This is a genomic window from Methylorubrum sp. SL192 (assembly GCF_026672325.1).
Lineage (GTDB): Bacteria > Pseudomonadota > Alphaproteobacteria > Rhizobiales > Beijerinckiaceae > Methylobacterium > Methylobacterium extorquens.
On the sequence record NZ_JAPPQV010000003.1, the window covers coordinates 1,735,787 to 1,757,923 of the forward strand.

At 67.2% G+C, this 22,137-nt stretch carries 20 protein-coding genes; 15 read left to right on the forward strand and 5 right to left on the reverse strand.

Annotated elements, in window-relative coordinates; all coding sequences use genetic code 11:
* Positions 1–23: 23 nt before the first annotated feature.
* Positions 24–929 (reverse strand): metallophosphoesterase, encoded by a 906-nt coding sequence (locus OVA30_RS08885; protein ID WP_268175238.1) that lies wholly within the window; start codon positions 927–929, stop codon positions 24–26.
* A gap of 210 nt (positions 930–1,139) precedes the next feature.
* On the opposite strand from OVA30_RS08885, the gene hisB reads away from it, so the two are divergent.
* The 7 genes from hisB to coaA all read left to right on the forward strand — a co-directional run bounded on the left by hisB (position 1,140) and on the right by coaA (position 5,999).
* A complete protein-coding gene (gene hisB / locus OVA30_RS08890; RefSeq protein WP_268175239.1) occupies positions 1,140–1,727 on the forward strand; it encodes an imidazoleglycerol-phosphate dehydratase HisB in 588 nt (195 codons plus the stop codon).
* 22 nt (positions 1,728–1,749) lie between these two features.
* Positions 1,750–2,253, forward strand: coding sequence for a DUF2628 domain-containing protein (locus tag OVA30_RS08895; protein ID WP_268175240.1), 504 nt, complete (start codon positions 1,750–1,752; stop codon positions 2,251–2,253).
* The gene (gene hisH, locus OVA30_RS08900) at positions 2,250–2,912 is read left to right on the forward strand and encodes an imidazole glycerol phosphate synthase subunit HisH (protein ID WP_268175241.1); all 663 of its coding nucleotides are present in this window, start codon (positions 2,250–2,252) and stop codon (positions 2,910–2,912) included. Before OVA30_RS08895 ends, hisH begins: the two co-directional genes overlap by 4 nt.
* 41 nt (positions 2,913–2,953) lie before the next feature.
* Entirely contained in the window at positions 2,954–3,721 is a 768-nt protein-coding gene (gene hisA / locus OVA30_RS08905; protein WP_015951085.1) for a 1-(5-phosphoribosyl)-5-[(5-phosphoribosylamino)methylideneamino]imidazole-4-carboxamide isomerase, read from the forward strand.
* 47 nt (positions 3,722–3,768) lie between these two features.
* Complete coding sequence (gene hisF / locus OVA30_RS08910; protein WP_003597362.1) at positions 3,769–4,545, forward strand: imidazole glycerol phosphate synthase subunit HisF; 777 nt, start codon at positions 3,769–3,771, stop codon at positions 4,543–4,545.
* 120 nt (positions 4,546–4,665) lie between these two features.
* On the forward strand, positions 4,666–4,989 hold the full coding sequence (locus OVA30_RS08915; RefSeq protein WP_012752879.1) for a phosphoribosyl-ATP diphosphatase: 324 nt from the start codon (positions 4,666–4,668) through the stop codon (positions 4,987–4,989).
* Positions 4,986–5,999 (forward strand): type I pantothenate kinase, encoded by a 1,014-nt coding sequence (gene coaA / locus OVA30_RS08920; RefSeq protein ID WP_056192762.1) that lies wholly within the window; start codon positions 4,986–4,988, stop codon positions 5,997–5,999. Before OVA30_RS08915 ends, coaA begins: the two co-directional genes overlap by 4 nt.
* A gap of 166 nt (positions 6,000–6,165) precedes the next feature.
* Here coaA and OVA30_RS08925 read toward each other — a convergent pair whose 3' ends face one another.
* Positions 6,166–7,752, reverse strand: coding sequence for a methyl-accepting chemotaxis protein (locus OVA30_RS08925; RefSeq protein ID WP_268177472.1), 1,587 nt, complete (start codon positions 7,750–7,752; stop codon positions 6,166–6,168).
* A gap of 665 nt (positions 7,753–8,417) precedes the next feature.
* On the opposite strand from OVA30_RS08925, the gene OVA30_RS08930 reads away from it, so the two are divergent.
* Positions 8,418–9,563 (forward strand): transglycosylase SLT domain-containing protein, encoded by a 1,146-nt coding sequence (locus OVA30_RS08930; RefSeq protein WP_003597369.1) that lies wholly within the window; start codon positions 8,418–8,420, stop codon positions 9,561–9,563.
* A gap of 191 nt (positions 9,564–9,754) precedes the next feature.
* Positions 9,755–10,276 carry a response regulator gene (locus tag OVA30_RS08935; protein ID WP_015822915.1) on the forward strand — a complete coding sequence of 174 codons (522 nt, stop codon included), beginning with the start codon at positions 9,755–9,757 and terminating at the stop codon, positions 10,274–10,276.
* A gap of 49 nt (positions 10,277–10,325) precedes the next feature.
* Here OVA30_RS08935 and OVA30_RS08940 read toward each other — a convergent pair whose 3' ends face one another.
* The gene (locus OVA30_RS08940) at positions 10,326–10,454 is read right to left on the reverse strand and encodes an LPXTG cell wall anchor domain-containing protein (protein WP_268175242.1); all 129 of its coding nucleotides are present in this window, start codon (positions 10,452–10,454) and stop codon (positions 10,326–10,328) included.
* A 584-nt stretch (positions 10,455–11,038) separates the two neighbouring features.
* Between OVA30_RS08940 and OVA30_RS08945 the strand changes: the two genes are divergently transcribed.
* Positions 11,039–11,710: a L,D-transpeptidase gene (locus tag OVA30_RS08945; protein WP_147018490.1), complete on the forward strand. Its 672-nt coding sequence runs from the start codon at positions 11,039–11,041 to the stop codon at positions 11,708–11,710.
* Between the two features lie 120 nt (positions 11,711–11,830).
* Here the strand turns inward: OVA30_RS08945 and OVA30_RS08950 are convergent, their stop codons facing one another.
* Both OVA30_RS08950 and OVA30_RS08955 read right to left on the reverse strand, forming a co-directional pair.
* Positions 11,831–12,157 (reverse strand): hypothetical protein, encoded by a 327-nt coding sequence (locus tag OVA30_RS08950; protein WP_268175243.1) that lies wholly within the window; start codon positions 12,155–12,157, stop codon positions 11,831–11,833.
* 207 nt (positions 12,158–12,364) lie between these two features.
* The gene (locus tag OVA30_RS08955; RefSeq protein WP_268175244.1) at positions 12,365–12,841 is read right to left on the reverse strand and encodes a phasin; all 477 of its coding nucleotides are present in this window, start codon (positions 12,839–12,841) and stop codon (positions 12,365–12,367) included.
* Positions 12,842–13,082: 241 nt separating this feature from the next.
* On the opposite strand from OVA30_RS08955, the gene OVA30_RS08960 reads away from it, so the two are divergent.
* From OVA30_RS08960 to OVA30_RS08980, 5 genes are all read left to right on the forward strand, one after another.
* The gene (locus tag OVA30_RS08960) at positions 13,083–15,623 is read left to right on the forward strand and encodes a sensor histidine kinase (protein ID WP_268177473.1); all 2,541 of its coding nucleotides are present in this window, start codon (positions 13,083–13,085) and stop codon (positions 15,621–15,623) included.
* A gap of 259 nt (positions 15,624–15,882) precedes the next feature.
* Positions 15,883–17,832 (forward strand): acetate--CoA ligase, encoded by a 1,950-nt coding sequence (gene acs, locus OVA30_RS08965; protein WP_012752884.1) that lies wholly within the window; start codon positions 15,883–15,885, stop codon positions 17,830–17,832.
* Between the two features lie 211 nt (positions 17,833–18,043).
* The gene (locus OVA30_RS08970) at positions 18,044–18,430 is read left to right on the forward strand and encodes a DUF485 domain-containing protein (protein WP_003597382.1); all 387 of its coding nucleotides are present in this window, start codon (positions 18,044–18,046) and stop codon (positions 18,428–18,430) included.
* Positions 18,427–20,112 (forward strand): cation acetate symporter, encoded by a 1,686-nt coding sequence (locus OVA30_RS08975; protein WP_003597383.1) that lies wholly within the window; start codon positions 18,427–18,429, stop codon positions 20,110–20,112. The genes OVA30_RS08970 and OVA30_RS08975 overlap by 4 nt, the downstream gene beginning before the upstream one ends.
* 258 nt (positions 20,113–20,370) lie before the next feature.
* A complete protein-coding gene (locus tag OVA30_RS08980; RefSeq protein ID WP_003597384.1) occupies positions 20,371–22,107 on the forward strand; it encodes an MFS transporter in 1,737 nt (578 codons plus the stop codon).
* Positions 22,108–22,137 lie beyond the last annotated feature (30 nt).

Below are 22,137 nucleotides of genomic sequence, written 5' to 3' on the forward strand. Positions count from 1 at the left end.
CGAGCCGTCGGAGCCGGGCGTCCTCAGGCGGTCTTGAGGGTCAGTGAGCGGCTCGGCTCGCGGCCGAACCCGCGGATCTCCAGGCGGTCGCCCGTGATCTCCACCACGGCGAAGGCCGAGCTGTCCGGCGTGTCTACCATGCCGTGAAAGTTGACGTAGTGGATTCCCTCGCGCTCGGCGTAGTTGCCCGCATGATTGTGACCGTTGAAATAGGCGATCACGTGCGGCTGCCCCGCGAGAAGACTGGTGAGCCGGCCGGCATCCCAAAGATTGTGCGGGTTCTCGGGTGCGATGGGGTAGTGGTTGAGCACGACGACCCGCTCGCCGGCCGTCCGCGCCGCTGCCAGTCTTCGCTCCAGCCACGCGAACTGCGACTCGCTGAGCGACCCGTTCCAGGGTTTGGCGTTGACGACCCCCGCCGCCTTGGCCTGCTCCAGGCGCTCCGCCGCCAGCGTCCGGCGCGGATCGCCCGGCAGCGGGGCGAACAGCGAAACGTCGTTGCCGTCGAGCACGACGAAACGGATGCCGGCCGCCACGAAGTCGTAGTTCGGCCCCTCCATGCCGAGCAGGCCCGGCACCCGCCCGCGATGTTCGGGCGCCACCTCGAAATCGTGGTTGCCGAGCAGGAACCGGGTCTCGTGGCGCAGCGTCTGGTAGATCGGCAGGATGCGGTCGTAGCTCGCCACGTCGCGGTCGATGATGTCGCCCAGGGTCACGACGAAGCGCAGATCCTCGCCGTTCAGGACGGCGACGGCCGCGCGCATCTTGTCGAGGCTGTTGGCGTAGTAGCGGCCGAGCGTGGGGTTGGGCGGCGCCTCGGCATATTGCGGATCGGCGATCACGCCGAAGCGCAGCGGCCCGTCGGCGGCTCCGGCTCGGGCAGCAAGGAGCGCGGCGCTGGCGGCGAGGACGGAACGGCGGGACAGCATGCGGCTTCTCGGCATCGGTGACCCCGGTAGGCTGGCGCGCCGGCATGACCGGCGGATGACGTCGAGAGCCGTCCCATGCCGGTTAAGGCAGGATCGCCGCCAAGACCACCCTTCAAGACCCTTCCCCCGCCGGGCAAAACCACACTACAAGGCAGGCCCGGCCGGCCGCTAAGGCCTGCTGCCCGTTTCAGGATCAGACACCCGTATCCGATGCGTACAGCCAGCATCAGCCGCCGCACGGCAGAGACCGACGTGTCCGTCTCGATCGATCTCGACGGCACCGGCAAGGCCACGATCGCGACCGGCGTGGGTTTCCTCGACCATATGCTGGAGCTGTTCGCCCGGCACGGCCTGTTCGACGTGACGATCAAGGTCGAGGGCGACCTGCACGTCGATCAGCACCACACCACCGAGGATACCGGCATCGCGCTGGGCCAGGCGGTGGCTCAGGCGCTCGGCGACAAGCGCGGCATCGCCCGCTATGCCGACATCCACCTGCCGATGGACGAGACGCTGAGCCGCATCGCGATCGACATTTCCGGTCGTCCCTTCCTCGTGTTCCGCACGAGCTTCCGCGTCGAGAAGATCGGCCGGTTCGACACCGAACTGGTGCGGGAATTCTTCCAGGCCTTCGCGATGAATGCCGGCATCACGCTGCATGTCGAGACTCTCTACGGCGAGAACGCGCACCATATTGCCGAGAGCGTCTTCAAGGGGCTGGCCCGGAGCTTGCGGAAGGCCGTCGCCATCGACCCGCGTGAGGATGGCCGCGTTCCCTCCACCAAGGGATCGCTCTGAGACCAATTGAGGAGGAGCGAGGATGCGGACCTACACGCTGCACGTTCCCGAGGGCTCGGTTCGGGGTGACCCGCGGGCGCTGGAACAGGCGCATCTCGTGCGCGACGGCTTCTCGTGGAGCGCCTTCGCCTTCACGGTGCTCTGGTTCCTGCGCCACCGCCTCTGGCTCGCCGCGCTCCTCGTGCTGGTGGGGCTCGTTGCCCTTGGACTGGCGGGGCGGGCGCTCGGCCTCTCGCCCTTCGCCGCGCTGATCGTCACATTGCTGGTGAGCCTGCTGATCGGCATGGAGGCGTCGAGCCTGCGCCGCTGGACCTATGGCCGCCGGGGCAAGCCCGCCCAGGACGCGGTGATGGCCGGCTCGCAGGAGGAGGCTGAACTGAAGGCTGCCACCCGCTGGCTCGATGCCGCGCCGGTTCCCGGCGCCGCCACGACGGGTTTTGCCACGACGGCCGTGAGCCGCCCGGCGCATCGCCGCGGCGATGATGCGGTGATCGGCCTTTTCCCCGCGAGCGAGGGTGGACGGTGAGCGAGCAGACCGTCGCGATCATCGATTACGGATCGGGCAATCTCCACTCGGCGGCGAAGGCCTTCGAGCGCGCGGCGCGCGAGGCCGGGCTCGACGGCACCCGCATCGTCGTCACCGACGTGCCGGAAGCTGTGGCCGGCGCCGACCGTGTGGTGCTGCCCGGCGTCGGCGCCTATGCCGATTGCCGCCGCGGCCTCGATGCGGTGCCCGGCATGGTCGAGGCCATGACCGAGGCCGTCAGGGCGCAGGGCAAGCCGTTCCTCGGCATCTGTGTCGGCATGCAGCTCATGGCGAGCCGCGGCCTCGAATACGAGGAGACCGCGGGCCTGAATTGGATTCCCGGCGACGTCGCCCCGATCGAGCCGGCCGACCCGGCATTGAAGATCCCGCATATGGGCTGGAACACCCTGCATCTCGACCGCGAGCACGCCCTGCTGCGCGACATCGCGATCGGGGAGGGCGGGCTCCACGCCTACTTCGTCCATAGCTTCGCGCTGAAGGCCTCTGAGCCGGCGGATGTGGTCGCCCATGCCGAGTATGGCGGCCGGGTCACGGCGATGATCTCGCGCGACAACATGGCCGGCACCCAGTTCCACCCCGAGAAGAGCCAGCACCTCGGTCTCGCGCTCCTCGGCAACTTCCTGCGCTGGCGCCCCTGAGGGCCGCCTTTGTCCGACACATCGTATTCGCGAGCTGACGCGTGATCCTGTATCCGGCCATCGACCTCAAGGAAGGGCGCTGCGTCCGCCTCGTTCAAGGCGACATGGCCCAGGCCAAGGTCTTCAACGACGACCCCGCTGCGCAAGCGGCGGCCTTCGAGTCTCAGGGGTTCTCCTGGCTCCACGTGGTTGATCTCGACGGCGCCTTCGCCGGCGAGCCCCGCAACGCCGCGGCGGTCGATGCGATCCTGGCGCGGGTGCGCCTGCCGGTGCAGCTCGGCGGCGGCGTGCGCGAGATGCGCACCCTCGAAGGCTGGCTTGAAAAGGGCGTGAGCCGCGTCATCATCGGCACGTCGGCCGTGCGCGATCCCGCCTTCGTGCGTGAGGCGGCCCGCCTCCATCCGGGGCGCATCGCCGTCGGCATCGACGCTAAGGACGGGCGCGTGGCGGTGGAGGGCTGGGCTCAGACCTCCAGCATGACCGCGGAAGAGCTCGGGCGTCGCTTCGAGGATGCCGGCGTCGCCGCCATCATCTACACCGACATCGCCCGCGACGGCATCCTCAAGGGCCTCAACATCGAGATGACGCTGGCGCTGGCCTCAGCCGTCAGCATCCCGGTGATCGCCTCGGGCGGCCTGGCCTCGATCGCCGACGTCGAGCGGCTGCTGGAGCCGGACTGCGCCGTGCTGGCCGGCGCCATCACCGGCCGCGCCCTCTACGACGGCCGCATCGACCCGAAGGAAGCGCTCGCCGCCATCGCCCGTGCCAAGGGCCGTGACAAGAGCCGTGACGCGGGGAGTGCCGCGTGATCGCGACCCTCCGACCGCCGGCCCCGACAGCCTGAAGGCATTCACGCGTGCTCAAGACCCGCATCATCCCCTGCCTCGACGTGAAGGACGGGCGCGTCGTGAAGGGCGTGCAGTTCCTCGAGCTGCGCGATGCCGGTGATCCGGTCGAATCGGCCAAGGCCTACGATGCGGCCGGCGCCGACGAACTCTGCTTCCTCGACATCACCGCGAGCCACGAGGCGCGCGGCACCCTGCTCGACGTGGTGAGCCGCACGGCGGAAGCCTGCTTTATGCCGCTCACCGTCGGCGGCGGGGTGCGGAATGTGGCCGATGTGCGCACGCTCCTGCTCGCGGGCGCCGACAAGGTCGGCATCAACACCGCCGCCGTGAAGAACCCCGACTTCGTCGCCGAGGCGGCGGAGAAGTTCGGCGACCAGTGCATCGTCGTGGCGATCGACGCCAAGCGGGTCTCCGGTCCGGACGAGGCCGCGCGCTGGGAGATCTTCACCCATGGCGGCCGCAACCCGACCGGGATCGACGCGGTCGAATTCGCCCGCACGGTCTCCGAGCGGGGCGCGGGCGAACTCCTCGTCACCTCCATGGACAAGGACGGCACCCGCTCCGGCTACGACATCGCGCTCACCCGCGCCATCGCCGATGCGGTGCGGGTGCCGGTGATCGCCTCCGGCGGCGTTGGCGGGCTCGACGACCTCGTGGCGGGCGTCCGTGACGGCGGCGCGAGCGCGGTGCTGGCCGCCTCGATCTTCCATTTCGGCCACCACACGGTCGGCGAGGCGAAGGCCCATATGGCTGCCGCCGGACTTGCGATGCGACTCGATCCGTAACGGGTATCCGGTGGGCGGATGCCCGCGCCCCTTGACCGGGGGCCCGAGCCTGCGCAGGGTTTAAAGTGCCGGTATCCGATCAGGCGATGCCGCATGATACGGTTTCCGCTTGCGCGCCTTATGACGAAGTTCAGCCTCGACGACCTCGCCGCCCTCGTGGACAGCCGCGCCGGCACGCCCCCCGAGACCTCCTACACGGCAAAGCTGCTCTCCGAGGGGCCAGCCAAGGCTGCCAAGAAACTAGGTGAGGAGGCGGTCGAGGCTGTCATCGCCGCGGTGCAGGGCGACCCCAAGGCGCTCGTCTCGGAGGCGGCGGACGTGCTCTATCATCTCGTCGTGACGCTCAAGGCGGCGGGCGTACCGCTCGACGACGTGATGGCGGAGCTGGGTCGGCGCACCGCCCAGAGCGGGCTCGCCGAGAAGGCGGCGCGGAGGCACACATGATCGGCGCCCCGATCCCTTCGGCGGGGATCGAACCGGAGGAGCGCCAGAATCCGGTGACCGGCCAGGGGCCGGGCCGCCTCTCGCCCTATCGGATCTTTTCGCGGGACGAATGGGCGCAGCTACGTGCCGACGCTCCGCTGACGCTGAGCGCCGAGGATATCGGCCGCCTGCAATCGCTCAACGACCCGATCTCGATCGAGGAGGTCGTGGCGATCTACCTGCCGCTCTCCCGCCTGCTCTCGCTCTACGTTGCGGCAACCCAGGGGCTGTTCAAGGCGACGCAGCGCTTCCTGCTCGCCGACCACGACACCAAGGTGCCCTACATCATCGGCCTGGCCGGCTCGGTGGCGGTCGGCAAATCGACCACGGCACGGGTGCTGAAGGCGCTGCTCGCCCGCTGGCCCAACACGCCGAAGGTCGATCTCATCACGACCGACGGCTTCCTCCACCCCAACGCCGAATTGCAGCGTATGGGCGCGATGGAGCGGAAGGGTTTTCCCGAGAGCTACGACAGCGCGGCGCTTCTGCGGTTCCTTGCCGACATCAAGGCCGGGCACAGGCGCGTTGCCGCCCCGGTCTATTCACACCTCGTCTACGACGTGGTGCCCGGCGAGGAGCAGGTGATCGAATCGCCCGACATCCTCATCGTCGAGGGCCTGAACGTCCTCCAGCCGGCGCGCCTGCCGCGGGACGGCACCGCGATTCCCTTCGTCTCCGACTTCTTTGACTTCTCGATCTATCTCGACGGGCACGAGGACGACCTGCACCGCTGGTACGTCAACCGCTTCCTGCGCCTGCGCCAGACCGCCTTCCGCGATCCGCTCTCCTATTTCCGCAAATACGCCGAGGTCACCGAGACCGAGGCGTTGGAGATCGCCGACCGGCTCTGGACGACGATCAACCTACCGAACCTGCGCGACAACATCCTGCCCACGCGCCAGAGGGCCGGTCTGATCCTGGCCAAGGGGCCGAGCCACCGCATCGAGAGCGTGGCGCTCCGGCGGCTGTGAGATCGGAAGGATCGAAGGTCAGCCTCGATCCACTCGATCGTCTGCTGACCGCATCGTGGACGGCACAATTCGCGTCGTCGATCGATCGCTAAAGGCCCAGATTGCGAAAGGCCCCCGCTCATCGAGCGAGGGCCGTAGCGTAGCTTAGAAGTCTACTCTGTTCCGGTCAGGCGGCGCGCACGGTGGCGAGGAAGTTCCCGACCTCGGCGTTGAGGTGCTCGGACTGGCGCGACAGCTCGGAGGCCGAGGCCAGCACCTGCGCGGCGGCTGCACCCGTCTCCTCGGCCGCACCGGCCACGCCCGCGATGTTTGTCGTCACTTCGCTCGTCCCGGCGGACGCCTGAGCAACGTTGCGGACGATCTCCTGGGTCGCCGCGCCCTGCTCCTCCACCGCCGTCGCGATCGAGGCCGCGACGCCCGCGATTTCGCGGATGCGCGTGCCGATCCCGCCGATCGCGCCGACCGCCTGATCCGTCGATCCCTGGATCTGGCCGATCTGCCGCCCGATCTCCTCGGTGGCGCGCGCGGTCTGGTTGGCGAGTTCCTTGACCTCGGCGGCCACGACCGCGAAGCCTCGCCCCGCCTCGCCGGCACGGGCCGCCTCGATCGTGGCGTTGAGCGCCAAGAGGTTCGTCTGCCCCGCGATCTGCGAGATCAGAGCCACCACGTCGCCGATGCGGCTGGCCGATTGCGCCAGCTCCTGCACGAGGCCCGCCGTGGCATTGGCCTCCGCCACCGCCATTTGGGCGAGGTCGGCCGAGCCGGAAACCTGCCGGCTGATCTCGGCTACCGACGAGCCGAGTTCTTCGGCGGCCGCCGCCACGGTGTTGACGTTGGCCGCAGCCTGCTCGGCAGCCGCCGCCACGCTGGTGGATTGGGTGGCGGTCTGTCCGGCGGTGGAACTCATGCTCTGGGCCGTGGCCTGCAACTCGCTGGCGGCCGAGGACACCATGCCGACGATGCCGCCGACCGCGGCCTCGAAGCCATCGGCCATCTGCCGCATGCCGGCCTTGCGCTGCTCTTCAGCCGAGGCACGCGCGAGCGCAGTCTCCTCTTCGAGCTGGCGGGTCCGAACGAGATTGTCGCGGAACACCTGCACGGCGCCGGCCATCGCACCGATCTCGTCCTGGCGGCTGGCATAGGGAATCTCCGAGGCTGCGTCCCCGCCGGCCAAGCGCCGCATCGCCGCGGTCATCCGCTCGATCGGACGCGAGACACCCAGGAAGCAGAAGGTCATCGCGCTCAGGGCGATCAGGACGGCAAGGCCGAGGATGAGCAGCGTACTCCGCATCGCCGAAGCCTGCTCCGACCGGACGGCGGCATCGGCCTTCTTGCCATTCGCAATATTGATATCGACGAGCTTGCGTGCTGCGGCCGAGACGGCGAGGTAGTTCGCGTACATCGAGCCGCGGAAGAACGCGATGGCTTCTTCGTAGCGCTCATTCGGAAAAGCCCGAAGGCGTTCGCCATCGGCTCTCAGCAGATCAAGCTTCGCCTTCAACTCGTCATACGTCTGCTGCTCGTCCGCGCTCGCGACGAGCGATTGGTATGCCGCAACCCTTTGGTCGCGTTCTGTCGCGAACTCGACAATTCTGGCTCTGCTCTGCTCCCTCGACGCCTCATTCTCGGGCGTCATGTAGCGAGCCTGCCAAAGTCGCGTGCGCAGAATGAGCGCGTTGATTGCATGTGCTTCGTTGATGGAGGGAATAGTATTCTCGAGAATATCATTCGTGACAGTAGAGATGCTGTTGATCTTCTAATAGGCGGCAGCACCCTGCAGGATCGACACGACGAGCATCGCTGCAAAGAGGCATCCCAGGGATGCTCGAACGCTGAGTGAAATTTTTGGCATGGGTAACCCCGGGTGTGGCGGGCATTCTATTGCCTCAAGAATCAGTACACGGAGTTAAAGGGTTTTCGCAGTTTATGTCGTATCAACGCCGCTTCGAGTGGAAAAAATCAAGACGATGAAGAATTTCATAATTTGTAGAGGTTTTTCGAAATCGGATTTATAATGCTCGTTGTTGGCGTTGTATCCGACCTGATTGGATTAGGCTGGCGTCGCCAGGCGCTTGATTGGTGGAGCCGTCTTTCGACGAACCGGTCACCACTTCGTCGGACAGCGTTTTCGATGTCTCTGTCAGAGTAGAAGTAAAAGTAGAAGGATGTGCGCCCCGGCCCTTGTCTCCGTCCGGTGACATCGCTCCGCGATGGACGCTGCAGCCCCCAGGGTCGAGCCCTCGCGCGTTCCTTGGGGACAAGTCCGGGGATAACCCCCCAAATGGCTCAGCTTGCCCGCAAATTGCCCCGCACTGCCTTGGGGATGCCACAACCTCGGCCGTGTTTGCGCCACATCCGGCGGCGTAACTGTTGCCCATACGCCGCTGGCGCCATCACGAAGAGTGAGCGACGACAACGATGCAGGGCCGTTCGATTGGATCGCCGCGGACCACCAAGATTTCTTCCCACGCTCCTCGCAAGAGCGGGCGTCCCACCCCGTCCTCCGACGCCATCACCCTGAATTCCCGGACGGGGCGTGATCACGGCAGCCGCACGGCTCTGGTCCGCTCCATCCTGTCGATGACCCTGCTCGCCGGGGGCTTGAGCGCGGTTCTGCTCAATGCCGGCACCGATTTCGGCCGGGCCGAGGCCTCGACCAAGGTGTCCGATCTCGCCATGCCGAAGCCGCGCCTTCAGGCGCTCGCGCCCGAGATGCCGGTGTCGAGCGTGCTGGCTGCCTCCGCGAGCTTCCACCCCGTGGGCGATCTCGACACCGAACTCGGCACCAACACGGTCGACCGCGTCTCCTACGACTTCCTGCTCTCGCAGACCTCGACCGGCGACCCGAACGACATCCTCGAATTCGGGCCGATGAAGATCCGCCGCCACCTCGTGCAAACGATCGTGAAGGCGGCTCAGGCGGTGCAGACCGATCCGGTCCTGCTCATGGCGGTGGCCGACAAGGAGTCGAGCTTCATCACCGCCGTCCAGGCCAAGACCTCCTCGGCCACCGGCCTGTTCCAGTTCATCGAGCGCACCTGGCTCGGCGTGATCCGCGATTTCGGACCCCGATACGGATACGAGAAGGAGGCCGGCCTGATCGTCCCGGACGGCAACGACCGGCCGTCGATCCAGGATCAGGCCGAGCGTTCCCGCATCCTCGACCTGCGCCGCGACCCCTACCTCTCGGCCGTCATGGCCGGCGAGATGCTGAAGCGCGACGCCGGACGCATCGCCCTGAAGATCGGCCGCGAGCTGACTCTCGGCGAGGTCTACCTCGCGCACTTCCTCGGGCCGGAGGACGCCGAGAACTTCCTGTCCCAGGTGGTCGACAAACCGACCGCTGCCGCCGCGACTCTGCTGCCCGGCCCGGCCCGGGCCAACCGGTCGATCTTCTTTGCCGGCACCACCGGCCGGGGCCGCCACCGCAAGCCCGCGAGCCTCTCGGTCGCCCAGGTGCACCAGAAGTTCGAGGCGATGATGAACGCCCGCGGCGACCGCTACCGCGACGTCCGCACCGTGGCCGGCCTTGTCGCGCTCGCCGACGCCGAGACCGTTCAGTAGAGCTGCGGCCGCCCGCCGCGCGGCGGGCCCGCGACGGTGAAAATCCTCCTTCGACGCAACTGAGCGGCGCCCGACCGCTTTGTTGTGGTGTGGTGCGGCCCGGACGCGCAGGGGAGGATCGTTTCGCCTTGAACGACACGTTTCGAGACCGATCGCATCGGGGGCTCGCCGATGATCCGCTTCTGCCGAGCATGAAACTCGATCAGATCGGGCAGGCGCTCGCCTCCTGCTACGACAACCTTGTCGCAGAGGGCATTCCCGACCATCTCGCCGCCTTAGTTCGGCGGGTCGATCACGCCGAACGCGCCGCGCCGGCGAAGGTCGAGCGTCCGGACGCCCGCATCGCCCTGGTGGTCGAGGACGAGCGCGACACCCGCGAACTGGCCGAGAGCGTACTGGAAGAGACCGAGTTGCGCGTGATCGGCTGCGACAGCGCCGAGCGTGCCTTGAGCGTCCTGCAGGAGAGAGGCGGCGACGTCGCTCTGGTCTTCGCCGATATCCGTCTGGCGGGGGCGATGGATGGACTTCAGCTTGCCCGAGCCATCGCCACCCTCTGGCCGCGCACCCGGCTGGTCGTGACCTCCGGCGTCGAACCGGAGCACGGGACGTCCTTGCCGGAAGGGGCGGTGTTCATCCCGAAACCGTGGCGCGCCTTCGACGTGCTGGTTGAGGCCGAGCGGGCTGCCCGCGATCCGTCACCCCCGGTCAGCTGACCGCGCGGGAAGCATCGTCTTGAGCTATCGGCGCCGTGCTGGGTGATCGTCAGGCCGCGACCGCGTCGCGCCGACGACGGAAGAACAGGGCCGCCCCGATCAGGCCGACGACGCCCACGCCCATGCCGGCATAGACGAGTTCCCAGTCGGTCCGCTCCTGATGCGCGGTGTCGTCCAAGGTAATCCTGCCAGCAGGCGAAAGCTGAGGTCGGTCCGCCGATCGAGCTGAGAACCGTAAGTCACTTCCGCTTTTCGAGAAGCAAGCCGACCATCCCTCCGACCTCTTTCGGGTTTCGAGGCGATCAGGTGAGGCGGGGCGGGTCAAGAAATAAAATGAACCATGGTTTGATTGGGCTCTGACGCGGATTTGCTGCGCGACGTCAGAGCATTGAGCCAGCCTTAGCGATGGACACTCTCGCGGAACGCCACGGCCTTTCCGGCAAGCACCGGGCCGGAGGCTTCGCCGAACCGGTAACCCGAGCAATACTTCCCGCGGCGCGCCTGACGCACAGCGACCGCTACGAGCTGCCGCGACTCGGCGGCCGACCGTCCTTGGCAGTGCCGTGGCTCTCGGATGACGGCCCGAGGCGGGTCGCGCGTCACGCCGGGCCGTGGCCGATTCGGGAGTAACCACATCGCTATGGCCAAGCTGACGTGAGCCGCCGGACGGCCGAGTCGTGGAAAATCCGTAAACAGCAGGGAACCGACCAAGCACAGTCACGCTTGTAATGGCAAAGATTACTGCACAGGTAGGCCCCTGCGATGAAGACCTTGGCATCTGTTCTCGCCGGCGTTGTCGGCGTCTGTGTTCTCACGATGGGCGCTGCAAACGCTGCGCCCTACGATCCGTTCGGCTCGGACGACGATGGTTACCAGGAGCAATCGTCGCGAGGCGGCTGGCCGGTCTACGACCCCTATGCCACGCAGCGCGGCTCCAGCGCGCGAGGCTATAGCCAGGGTTACGGAGAGGACGAGGCCGCTCAAGCGCAGGTGGCGCGTATTCCCCGCGAAGTCGTGGAGTACAACAGCCGCTACGCGCCGGGCACGATCGTTGTCTCCACGGCCGAGCGCCGTCTCTACTACGTGATGCCGGGTGGCCAGGCGGTTCGCTACGGTGTGGGCGTCGGACGTCCGGGCTTCACCTGGAGCGGCGTGAACAAGATCACCGCCAAGCGCGAATGGCCGGGCTGGACGCCTCCGGCGGCGATGATCGCCCGTCGTCCGGACCTGCCGCGCTACATGGCTGGCGGCATCGAGAACCCGCTCGGCGCCCGCGCGATGTATATCGGCAAGTCGGAATACCGGATCCACGGTTCGAACGAGCCGGACACGATCGGGCAGGCCGTTTCTTCGGGCTGCATCCGCATGACCAACGAGGACGTCACCGACCTCTATTCCCGCGTGAAGGTTGGAGCCACCGTCATCGTCAACTGACGCGCCGGATCATCGAGACCTCAGAGAAGAGCCGCGCCGGTCATCCCGGCGCGGCTGTTCTCGTCTTGGCTCGGTGTCCGGGCATCGCGGCCCGCCAACCGCCGGCGTGCGAGAAGGCGTTTACGGTGCGACGCGCCCGACGGCCGTACGCGGACCGTTCAGGAACGACACCGGCATATCGCAGAAGCAGCGGGCGCCCAGCGGGCGCGGGCCCGGCAGAGGGCAGGAGAACGGCTGCAGGCCGCTGATGCCCGATTGCACCGCATCGCAATTGAGGCCCATGGCTCGGCGCGGCGGCGGGCCACCCCAGTCGCGATCGCGATAGGCGCGCGCGCGGGGCGGAGGCGCATCGTAGCCGTCGTCGTAATATTGTGCCTGGGCGGGCGCGAGGCTTCCGGCCGCGACGGCGATCAGGGCCGCGAGACCGAGAGTACGAACGGAACGCATTGTGTCCAAAACCTCCGCTGGGCCGCCTCACACGGAGCCGGCGAGGCGGGGAGCCTTGCGGCGCCCCGACGGCGGAAAAGAGGCGGAGCGGGAGACCGCCTTTCTGGATGAAACCAGAGGGGTAAGTCCCGAAACGAGGACGGCCCACTCCGTTGGGAGCGGGCCGTCGGCCTTACGTGCCATCCGAACCGTAGTGCGGAGGGTGCGTCAGGAAGAAGACTTCTGCGCGTCGTTGGCATTCTCGCGGGCCGTCTCGACGCCCTGCTCGTAGGCTTGGCGAGCGTCGGCGGCACCCTGCTGCATGACGCTCTTGGCGTTCTCGGCGCTCTGCTGAAAGGCGCTCTGTGCGAGGCCACCGAACTCCTTGGCCTGCGCCTGAATCGCCGCGAACTGCGCGCGCACGAACTCCGCCTGGTGCTGCATGGCCTCCTGCACATCGCGCGAGCGCACGAGCTTCTGCGCCAGGTCGAACGCGGCGTTGACGTTCTGCTCAGCGTACTCGAAGCCGCGCGAGGAGATGCTGGTGGCGTTGCTGCGGGCGAGCTCGGTCGAGCCCTGGACGGTGTCGGCGGTGCGGCGGGCCGCGCCGATGAACGAATCGAACGCCTTACGGGCCTGCTCGACGCTCTTCTCGGCGAAGTCGCGCATCTCGGTCGGGACTTCGTAATTCGGAGTGTTTGTCACGTCTCTCTCCTGATGTTGGCATCGGGCGCTCGTTGTGCGGCGCACAATGTGCACTGCACAATAGCGCAGGGGTAACCTTTTTTCCAGCCCCGGGGGACCAATTGAGGTTACCAGTTGATAAACGTGTGGCGGCAGGCTTCAGTGTCCACGTCTGGCCGCAGTTAAGTTACACAGGGCTCAGGTGTTCATGCCCCGAACGACCGGCGACAGGGCGATGAAGGGGTTCATGACCAGGGTTCGGATGTCGGACCGCGCAGTGCAGGCTTCCTATCCGGGCGACGATGCGGCCATTCGTGACGCGTTGGCGCGCTGGAGAGACGACGCATCGATCGCGCATCTCGTTCGCGAGGGCAGCGGTCTGCTCGTTCTCGACGAGACAGCCGAGCGGATCCTTTACGCCGCCGGTGCGGCGGTCCCGTTGCGGGCGGGCGTCGCCGGATCGGACGGCACCGTCCTTGCAGCTCTTCGCCTGTCCGAGCAGATCCGCCGCGCCGGTGCCCTGGGCACGCGGCCCCGCATGATCCGCTTGCGCTTCGATCCCCGCGGTGTCGCGCCGCCCGTGGTCGCCCTTGCCGCGCGGGTCGAGATCGGCGAGGGGCATCCGGTCCTGCTCCTCGCCCCGATCGGATCCTTACCGGCCTTGCGGCCGTTCGACAGCGGGCCGGCCAAGGCCGATCCGCCCCCGGCGGATGTGGGCCCGGATGTCGCGAAGCCCGAGGCCTCGTCGCCATCCCCGGTGCCATCCCCGGCGCCGGAAGTGGAAACGGCCGAGCTGCCGCTCCGTGTGATCTGGCGCAGCGATGCCGATGGCGTGCTGACCCATGTCTCGCGCACCCATCCCGACCTCGCCGAAGCCCTGTCCGGCCGCTCCTGGGCGATGCTCGCCGCCGACGGTGTGATCGAGGGCGCGGCGCTGACGGAAGCGCTCGCGGGCCGGCGCACCTTTCGGACCCTGCCGCTGCTGGTGCGCGGTCGTGCCTACGAGCACGCGCTCGAAATCTCGGGCGCTCCTGCGGGCCGTTCGACCGACGACTTCTCCGGGTTCGGCGGCTTCGCAATCCTCGGCGAGCGCCACGCCCGTTTGATGGAGCGTGCGGTCGAGGATGAGGAAGACGGACCGGAGAGCCTGCAGGAGGAGGCCCCGGTCGATGAGACGGAGGCGGAATCCGGCCTGTCGGTGAACGAGCATGCCGCCTTCCGCGAGGTCGCACGCGTTCTCGGATTGCGGTTCGCTCCCGACGAAGACGGGGACGACGCGGCGCCGATGCCGGCGCGCGCCGAATCCGCGCCGAGCGGCTCGGTGATGCCGTTCCCGATCCCGCAGGGCCGCCTTTCGGAGGCCGAGACGCGCGCGCGGCTCGCACTCACCGAGCTGCTCGAGAGCTTGCCTCTCGGCGTGCTCGTCTACCGCGGCAGCGAGATGCTGTTCGCCAGCCGCACCTTCCTCGATCTCACCGGCTATGCGGATCTGCCGGCCCTGCGTCAGGCGGGCCTCGCGCATCTCTTCCGCGGGCTGCCGCCCAGGGATCGGGAGATCATCGGGCCGGTGCCCTTCGCGCGGCCCGAGGGCGGCACGGTGGCGCTTCTCGTCGATCGGGCCGGCCTCGTCTGGGAGGGCGCGCAGGCCGAAATCTGCCTTGCGCGGGCCATGCCCGCTGCCGGCGATATCCAACTTCCGGCCATTCCGGCCAATGCCGCGCGGCTGCGGGCGGAGAAGGTGCTGGATAGTCTGGAGGACGGCGTCGTCACCCTCGATGCCGAGGGCCGCGTCGTCGGCCTCAACCCGAGCGCTGCCGAACTCGTCCATGCCCATCCCAAGGAGGTCGTGGGCGGTCGCTTTGCCGACCTGTTCGCGCCCGAGAGCCTGTCGGCGCTGGAGACCGCCGTCACGGATTCCCGCCGCTCGGGGACGAGCGAGGTCCACGGCGTGACCGTGCGCACCGGAGCGGCGGCGTTGCGCCTGCGCATCGCCCGCCTGCTCGGGGAGGACGCGCCGGGCTATTGTGCCAGCCTGCGCGAGATCCGCGATGAGGACGTGGCGCCTCCGGCTCCGGTCGCGGAACCCGCGCGGCGGAGCGAGCCCGAGGCGGAGGGTGTCTGGAAGGCCAACGCGCTCGCGCGGGTCAGCCGCGAGATCCGCCCTTCGCTCAACGCGATCCTCGGCCTCACCGACATGATGCTCTCCGACCGTTTCGACCGGGCGGATGCGGAGCGTCTGGAGGCCTACTTACGTGAAGTGCGTCTCTCCGGCGGCCGGATCGCTGGCCTGATCGACGACTTGCGCGATCTAGCCGAGATTCAGGCCGGCCGCGGCAAGCTCACCTTCGCCGACCTTGCGCTGAACGAGCTGGTCGCTTCGTGCATCGCCGCGCAGCAGCCCCAGGCGGCGCGTGACCGCATCGTCCTGCGCACCAGCCTCGCCCCCAACCTGCCGGCGATGAAGGCGGACGAGCGTTCGATCCGGCAGGCGGCGCTGACCGTACTTGGAAACGCGATCCGCGTGACGGAGGCCGGCGGACAGGTGATCGTCTCGACCACGCTCGCCGAGCAGGGAGAAGTCGCCCTGCGTGTGCGCGACACCGGCACGGGCATGACGGAAGACGAGCTGATGAGCGCACTCGAGCCGTTCGGGGCCGATCTCGGCGCTGTTTCGGAGGGGGACGAGAAGGGGTTCGGCCTGACGCTGACCAAGGCGCTCGTGGAGGCCAATCGCGGACGGTTCCGCATCAGCAGCCGCAAGGACGAAGGCACCCTCGTCGAGATGCTGTTTCCGGCCGCCTGACACACGGCGCGCCGGTGGGAACCGCGGCGGCGCCCGCCCAATTCCCATGATACGACAAGCGTTTCCCGGACTTGTTCCGGAAGACCGTCAGTGTGCGCGACGCCTCCAATGAATTACTGTGCAACTCGATTGCGCAAAACTGCCGACCTCGACTTTTTGGTGCTTGCCGGGTGTATTCATGTGCGCTTAAGAGTTCTGAGGAAGCCCCGGCTGCGCGGACCTTCGCGATACGATCGGGCACCGGCAGGGAAGAAACCAAATGAGCGAGAAGGTCATCGACGTTCAAGATGCCTGGCGGGACCGGGCTCTGATCGACGAAGCCAAGTACAAGGAAATGTACGAGGCCTCCGTTTCTGATCCTGAGACGTTCTGGGGCGAGCATGGCAAACGGATCGACTGGTCGACGCCGTTCAGCAAAGTCAAGAATACGAGCTTTGCGCCGGGTGACGTATCGATCAAATGGTTCGAGGACGGCAAGACCAACGTCGCGCTAAACTGCATTGACCGTCATCTCGCGACCCGCGGCGACCAGACCGCGATCATCTGGGAGGGCGACGACCCCAACGAGTCGAAGCACATCACCTACCGGCAGTTGCACGCCGAAGTGTGCCGGATGGCCAACGTTCTGCGCAATCGCGGCGTCGGCAAGGGTGACCGCGTCACGCTCTACCTTCCGATGATCCCCGAGGCCGCCTACGCGATGCTGGCCTGCGCGCGTCTCGGCGCCATCCACGCCATCGTCTTCGGCGGCTTCTCGCCCGACTCGCTGGCGAGCCGGATCAAGGGCTGCGGCTCGAAACTCGTCATCACGGCCGACGAGGGCCTGCGCGGCGGGCGCAAGGTGCCGCTCAAGGCCAACGTGGACGAGGCGATCAAGCGCCTCGACAAGGATCTCGTGGACCACGTGATCGTGGTGAAGCGCACGGGCGGCAACGTGGCGATGGAGCCAGGCCGCGACGTCTATTACCACGAGGCCGCCGAACAGGTGACCGACGAATGCCCGGCGGAGGCCGTCGAGGCCGAGCACCCGCTCTTCATCCTCTACACGTCGGGCTCGACCGGCCAGCCGAAGGGCGTGGTGCACACCACTGGCGGCTACCTCGTCTACGCTTCGATGACCCACCAATACGTCTTCGATTACCACGAAGGCGACGTCTACTGGTGCACGGCCGATGTAGGCTGGGTCACCGGGCACAGCTACATCGTCTACGGTCCGCTCGCGAACGGCGCGACCACGCTGATGTTCGAGGGCATCCCCACCTATCCGTCGAATTCCCGCTTCTGGGAGGTGATCGACAAGCACAAGGTCAACATCTTCTACACCGCGCCAACCGCGATCCGCTCGCTCATGGGCGGCGGTGAGGGCCCGGTGAAGAAGACCTCGCGCCAATCCCTGCGGGTGCTGGGTTCGGTCGGCGAGCCGATCAACCCGGAGGCCTGGGACTGGTACTACCGCGTCGTCGGCGATTCCCGCTGCCCGATCGTCGACACGTGGTGGCAGACCGAAACCGGCGGCATCCTCATCACCCCGCTGCCGGGGGCGACGCGGCTGAAGCCCGGCTCGGCCACGCTTCCGTTCTTCGGCGTGCAGCCGGTGATGGTCGATGCCGAGGGGAAGATTCTCGACGGCGCCTGCGAGGGCAACCTCTGCATCAAGGACAGCTGGCCCGGCCAGATGCGCACGGTCTACGGCGACCACGAGCGCTTCGAGCAGACCTACTTCTCGACCTACAAGGATCTCTACTTCACCGGCGACGGGGCCCGGCGGGACGCGGACGGCTATTACTGGATCACCGGCCGCGTGGACGACGTCATCAACGTCTCCGGACACCGCATGGGTACGGCGGAGGTCGAATCCTCCCTCGTCGCCCATCCGAAGGTCTCGGAAGCCGCGGTCGTCGGCTATCCGCACAACGTGAAGGGCCAGGGCATCTACGCCTACGTCACCCTCAACGAGGGTGAGGAAGGCACGGACGAGCTGCGCAAGGAGTTGGTCACCTGGGTTCGCAAGGATATCGGCCCGATCGCCTCGCCCGATCTGCTTCAGTTCGCGCCGGGGCTGCCGAAGACCCGCTCCGGCAAGATCATGCGCCGCATCCTGCGCAAGATCGCCGAGGACGATTTCGGCTCGCTCGGTGACACCTCGACCCTGGCCGAGCCGGCCGTGGTCGATGACCTGATCGAGAACCGCCAGAACCGCTCGGCTTGAGCGGTGCCGACGGCTCCGGCCGTCTCGCGCGGCCGGAGCCGTCTCACGCAACGACTTTTGCCGGAAACCGGCGTGCCGGGCGTCCGCTTCCGACGCGCCGGTCGCGGGTCCTGACGGGGCGAGCGCCAGCGCCCTGATTGTCGTCCTTAAAGAATGAGCAGCCGATCCTGGCCCTCGCCGCGCGGGGCCACGATCGCGCCGGAGGAGATTCATGAGCACCATCCAGACGGTGGGACCATCCGCGACGTCGGACGCCCGCTCGCTCCATGGGGCAGGAGCCCTCGACATGCCCGAGCCCGATCACCGGCTCGACCGCATCGCCGAGCACCCGACCTTCAAGACCTTGGTGCACGAACGCACACGCTTCGGCTGGATCCTCACCGGCCTGATGCTGTTCGTCTATTTCGGCTTCATCGGCCTCATCGCCTTCGACAAGGCGCTGCTCGCCACCAAGGTCGGCGGCACGGGCTCGCTCGGCTTCTACATGGGCATGTTCGTCATCGTCTTCGCCTTCGTGCTGACGGGGATCTACGTCGCCCGCGCCAACACCCGCTACGACCGGCTCTCGGCCGACCTCATCCGGAGCCTCGCGAAATGATCCGCCTCGTCCCCCTTCTCGGCGCCGCCCTTGTCGGCGCGACCCCGGCGCTCGCAGCCGGGCCGGATCTCGGCGCCGTGCAGCAGCAGGCCACGAACTGGCCCGCGATCTTCATGTTCCTGTTCTTCGTCCTGTTCACCCTCGGCATCACCTACCGGGCGGCGAAGGGTTCGAAGTCGGCGGCCGACTTCTACGCGGCCGGTGGCGGCATCTCGGCGCGCACGAACGCCCTGGCGATCGCCGGCGACTACATGTCGGCAGCATCCTTCCTCGGCATCTCGGGACTCGTCTATTCCTCAGGCTTTGACGGCCTGATCTACTCGACGGGCTTCCTCGTCGGCTGGCCGATCGTGCTGTTCCTGATCGCCGAGCGTCTGCGCAACCTCGGCAAGTTCACCTTCGCCGACGTGGCGAGCTTCCGCCTCGACCAGACCTCGATCCGCATCATCTCGGCGACCGGCACCCTCGTCGTGGTGGCGTTCTACCTGATCGCGCAGATGGTCGGCGCCGGGAAGCTGATCCAGCTCCTGTTCGGCCTACCCTACCTCTACGCGGTGGTGATCGTCGGCGCGCTGATGATCATCTACGTCGCCTTCGGCGGCATGAAGGCGACGACCTGGGTGCAGGTCATCAAGGCCTGCCTGCTGCTCGGCGGTGCGACCTTCATGGCCGGCGCCGTGCTCTACAAGTACGGCTTCAGCCCGGAAAAGCTGTTCGCGACCGCCGTGCAAACCCATCCGAAGGGCGACGCCATCATGGCGCCCGGCGGCCTCGTCTCGAACCCGATCGACTCGCTCTCGCTCGGCGTCGGCCTGATGTTCGGCACCGCGGGCCTGCCGCACATCCTGATGCGCTTCTTCACGGTGTCGGACGCCCAGGCCGCGCGTAAGTCGGTGTTCTACGCCACCGGCCTGATCGGCTACTTCTACATCCTCACCTTCATCATCGGCTTCGGCGGCATCGCCCTGCTGATGTCCGACCCGAGCTACTTCAAGCTCGGCGCGGACGGCACGACCTACGACAAGATCAAGGACATGGTCGGCGGCACCAACATGGTGGCCGTGAACCTCGCCAACGCGGTGGGTGGGCCGTACTTCCTCGGGTTCATCTCGGCGGTGGCCTTCGCGACGATCCTCGCGGTGGTGGCGGGCCTGACGCTCGCCGGCGCCTCGGCGATCAGCCACGACCTCTACGCGCAGGTCTTCGCCCGCGGGCGGACCACGGAGCGGGCGGAGGTAAACCTCTCCAAGGCCTCCGCCGTCGGCATCGGCATCGTGGCGATCTATCTCGGCTACGTGTTCGAGAACCAGAACGTCGCCTTCATGGTCGGGCTCGCCTTCTCCGTGGCGGCGAGCTGCAACTTCCCCGTCCTGGCCATGTCGATCCTCTGGCGCGGCACCACGACCTGGGGCGCGCTCATCGGCGGCCTCGTCGGACTCCTGGCGGCGGTGGTCATGGTGGTGCTGTCCGACGCGGTCTGGGTGAAGACCTTCGGTCATCCGGCGGCCCTGTTCCCCTACGCGAACCCAGCCCTGTTCTCGATGCCGCTGGCCTTCGTGACGATCTGGGCGGTCTCGAAGATCGACAGGACCCGTCGAGCCGACCGCGAGCGGGCCGCGTTCGACGCCCAGTTCGTGCGTTCGGAGACCGGCATCGGAGCCTCGGGCGCCCACGCGCACTGAGCCTCGGGCGTAGGCCAACCGTAGAGGGCGCAGCCGACGAGGCTGCGCCCTTTGTGCGTCCGCCAAGTCTTCGCCCGTTACCGCAGCCCGAATTCTGTCAACTACGCATCCTGCACCGCGATTTACCTATTGGGCAGCTTCAAGGCATGCGGTAACACATGCGTGTGCATGCGCCGAGCGCATGGAGCGGGTTGAAGCCGGCGAACCGGACGCCCGCGCGCGTGTGACCTGCACGTGTGACCTGGAGGAACGACAGAGATGGCTGGGGCAACCGCAATACCGCGGTCCGGGGACGCAGTCAGGCCGATGACTGCGGGTGAGAAGAAGGTCATCATGGCCTCCTCGCTCGGGACCGTTTTCGAGTGGTACGATTTCTATCTATACGGCTCGCTCGCTGCGATCATCGGCGCGCAGTTCTTCTCCGCATACCCGGAGGCGACCCGCAACATCTTCGCATTGTTGGCCTTCGCCGCAGGCTTCCTTGTGCGCCCGTTCGGCGCACTGGTGTTCGGCCGGCTCGGCGACATGGTTGGTCGTAAGTACACCTTCCTCGTCACCATCCTGATCATGGGCATCTCGACCTTCGCGGTCGGCCTGCTGCCCTCCTATACGACCCTTGCGGCCTACAATGTCGGCTGGATTGCGCCGGTAACGCTGCTGGCGCTGCGCATGCTCCAGGGTCTCGCGCTCGGCGGCGAGTACGGCGGCGCGGCGGTCTACGTGGCCGAACACGCTCCGGCGGGACGACGCGGCTTCTACACCGCCTTCATCCAGACCACCGCGACGCTCGGCCTGCTGCTCTCGCTGATCATCATCCTCTCGACGCAAGGCTACGTGAACAGCGCCTATCCGGCGACCACGGTGACCAACGCGGACGGGACCACGACCACGCTGACGGCCTTCCAGGTCTGGGGCTGGCGCATTCCGTTCCTCGTCTCGGTGGTGCTGCTCGCCATCTCGGTCTGGATCCGCCTGCAGATGCAGGAGAGCCCAGCCTTCAAGAAGATGAAGGAGGAGGGCACCCACTCCAAGGCGCCGCTCTCGGAGGCCTTCGGCCAGTGGAAGAACGCCAAGTGGGCGCTGCTGGCCCTGCTCGGCCTCACCGCCGGTCAGGCCGTGGTCTGGTATACCGGCCAGTTCTACGCGCTGTTCTTCCTGCAGAGCATCCTGAAGGTCGATCAGTTCACGGCCAACATCATGATCGCTTGGTCGCTGATTCTGGCCACCGGCGGCTTCCTGTTCTTCGGCAGCCTCTCGGACCGGATCGGCCGCAAGCCGATCATCCTCGGCGGCTGCCTGATCGCGGCGCTCACCTACTTCCCGCTGTTCAACATGCTGACCGCCCAGGCCAACCCGGCCCTGCACGCGGCCCAGGCGAACGTGCCGGTGGTGGTGAAGACGAACAAGGACGATTGCTCGTTCCAGTTCAATCCGGTCGGTACCGCCAAGTTCACCAAGGAGTGCGACGTCGCCAAGGCGCTGCTCGCCCGCTCCGCCGTGAACTACACCACCGAGAACCAGCCGGCCGGTACGCCGACCGTGGTCAGCATCAAGGGCAAGGACTTCCCCGTCGCCGATCCAAACTTCGCCAAGGCGGTGCCGGCGGCGCTGACCGAGGCGGGTTATCCGTCCGCGTCAGCCAATCCGACCGTGATCAAGGCCGCGAACCCGATCGACATCTTCACGGGTCAGAAGCTCGCGGTCGTCGGCATCCTGACGATCCTCGTCCTCTACGTGACGATGGTCTACGGCCCGATCGCCGCCGCGCTGGTGGAGCTGTTCCCGACCCGGATCCGCTACACCTCGATGTCGCTGCCCTACCACATCGGTAACGGCTGGTTCGGCGGCCTTCTGCCCGCCACCGCCTTCGCGATGGTGGCCCAGACCGGCGACATCTATTTCGGCCTCTGGTACCCGATCGTGATCGCGCTCTTCACCTTCGTGATCGGCCTGATCTTCATCCCCGAGACCAAGGACCGGGACATCCTGTCCTGACGGTTTCGGAGCCGACCGACCATACGGAAA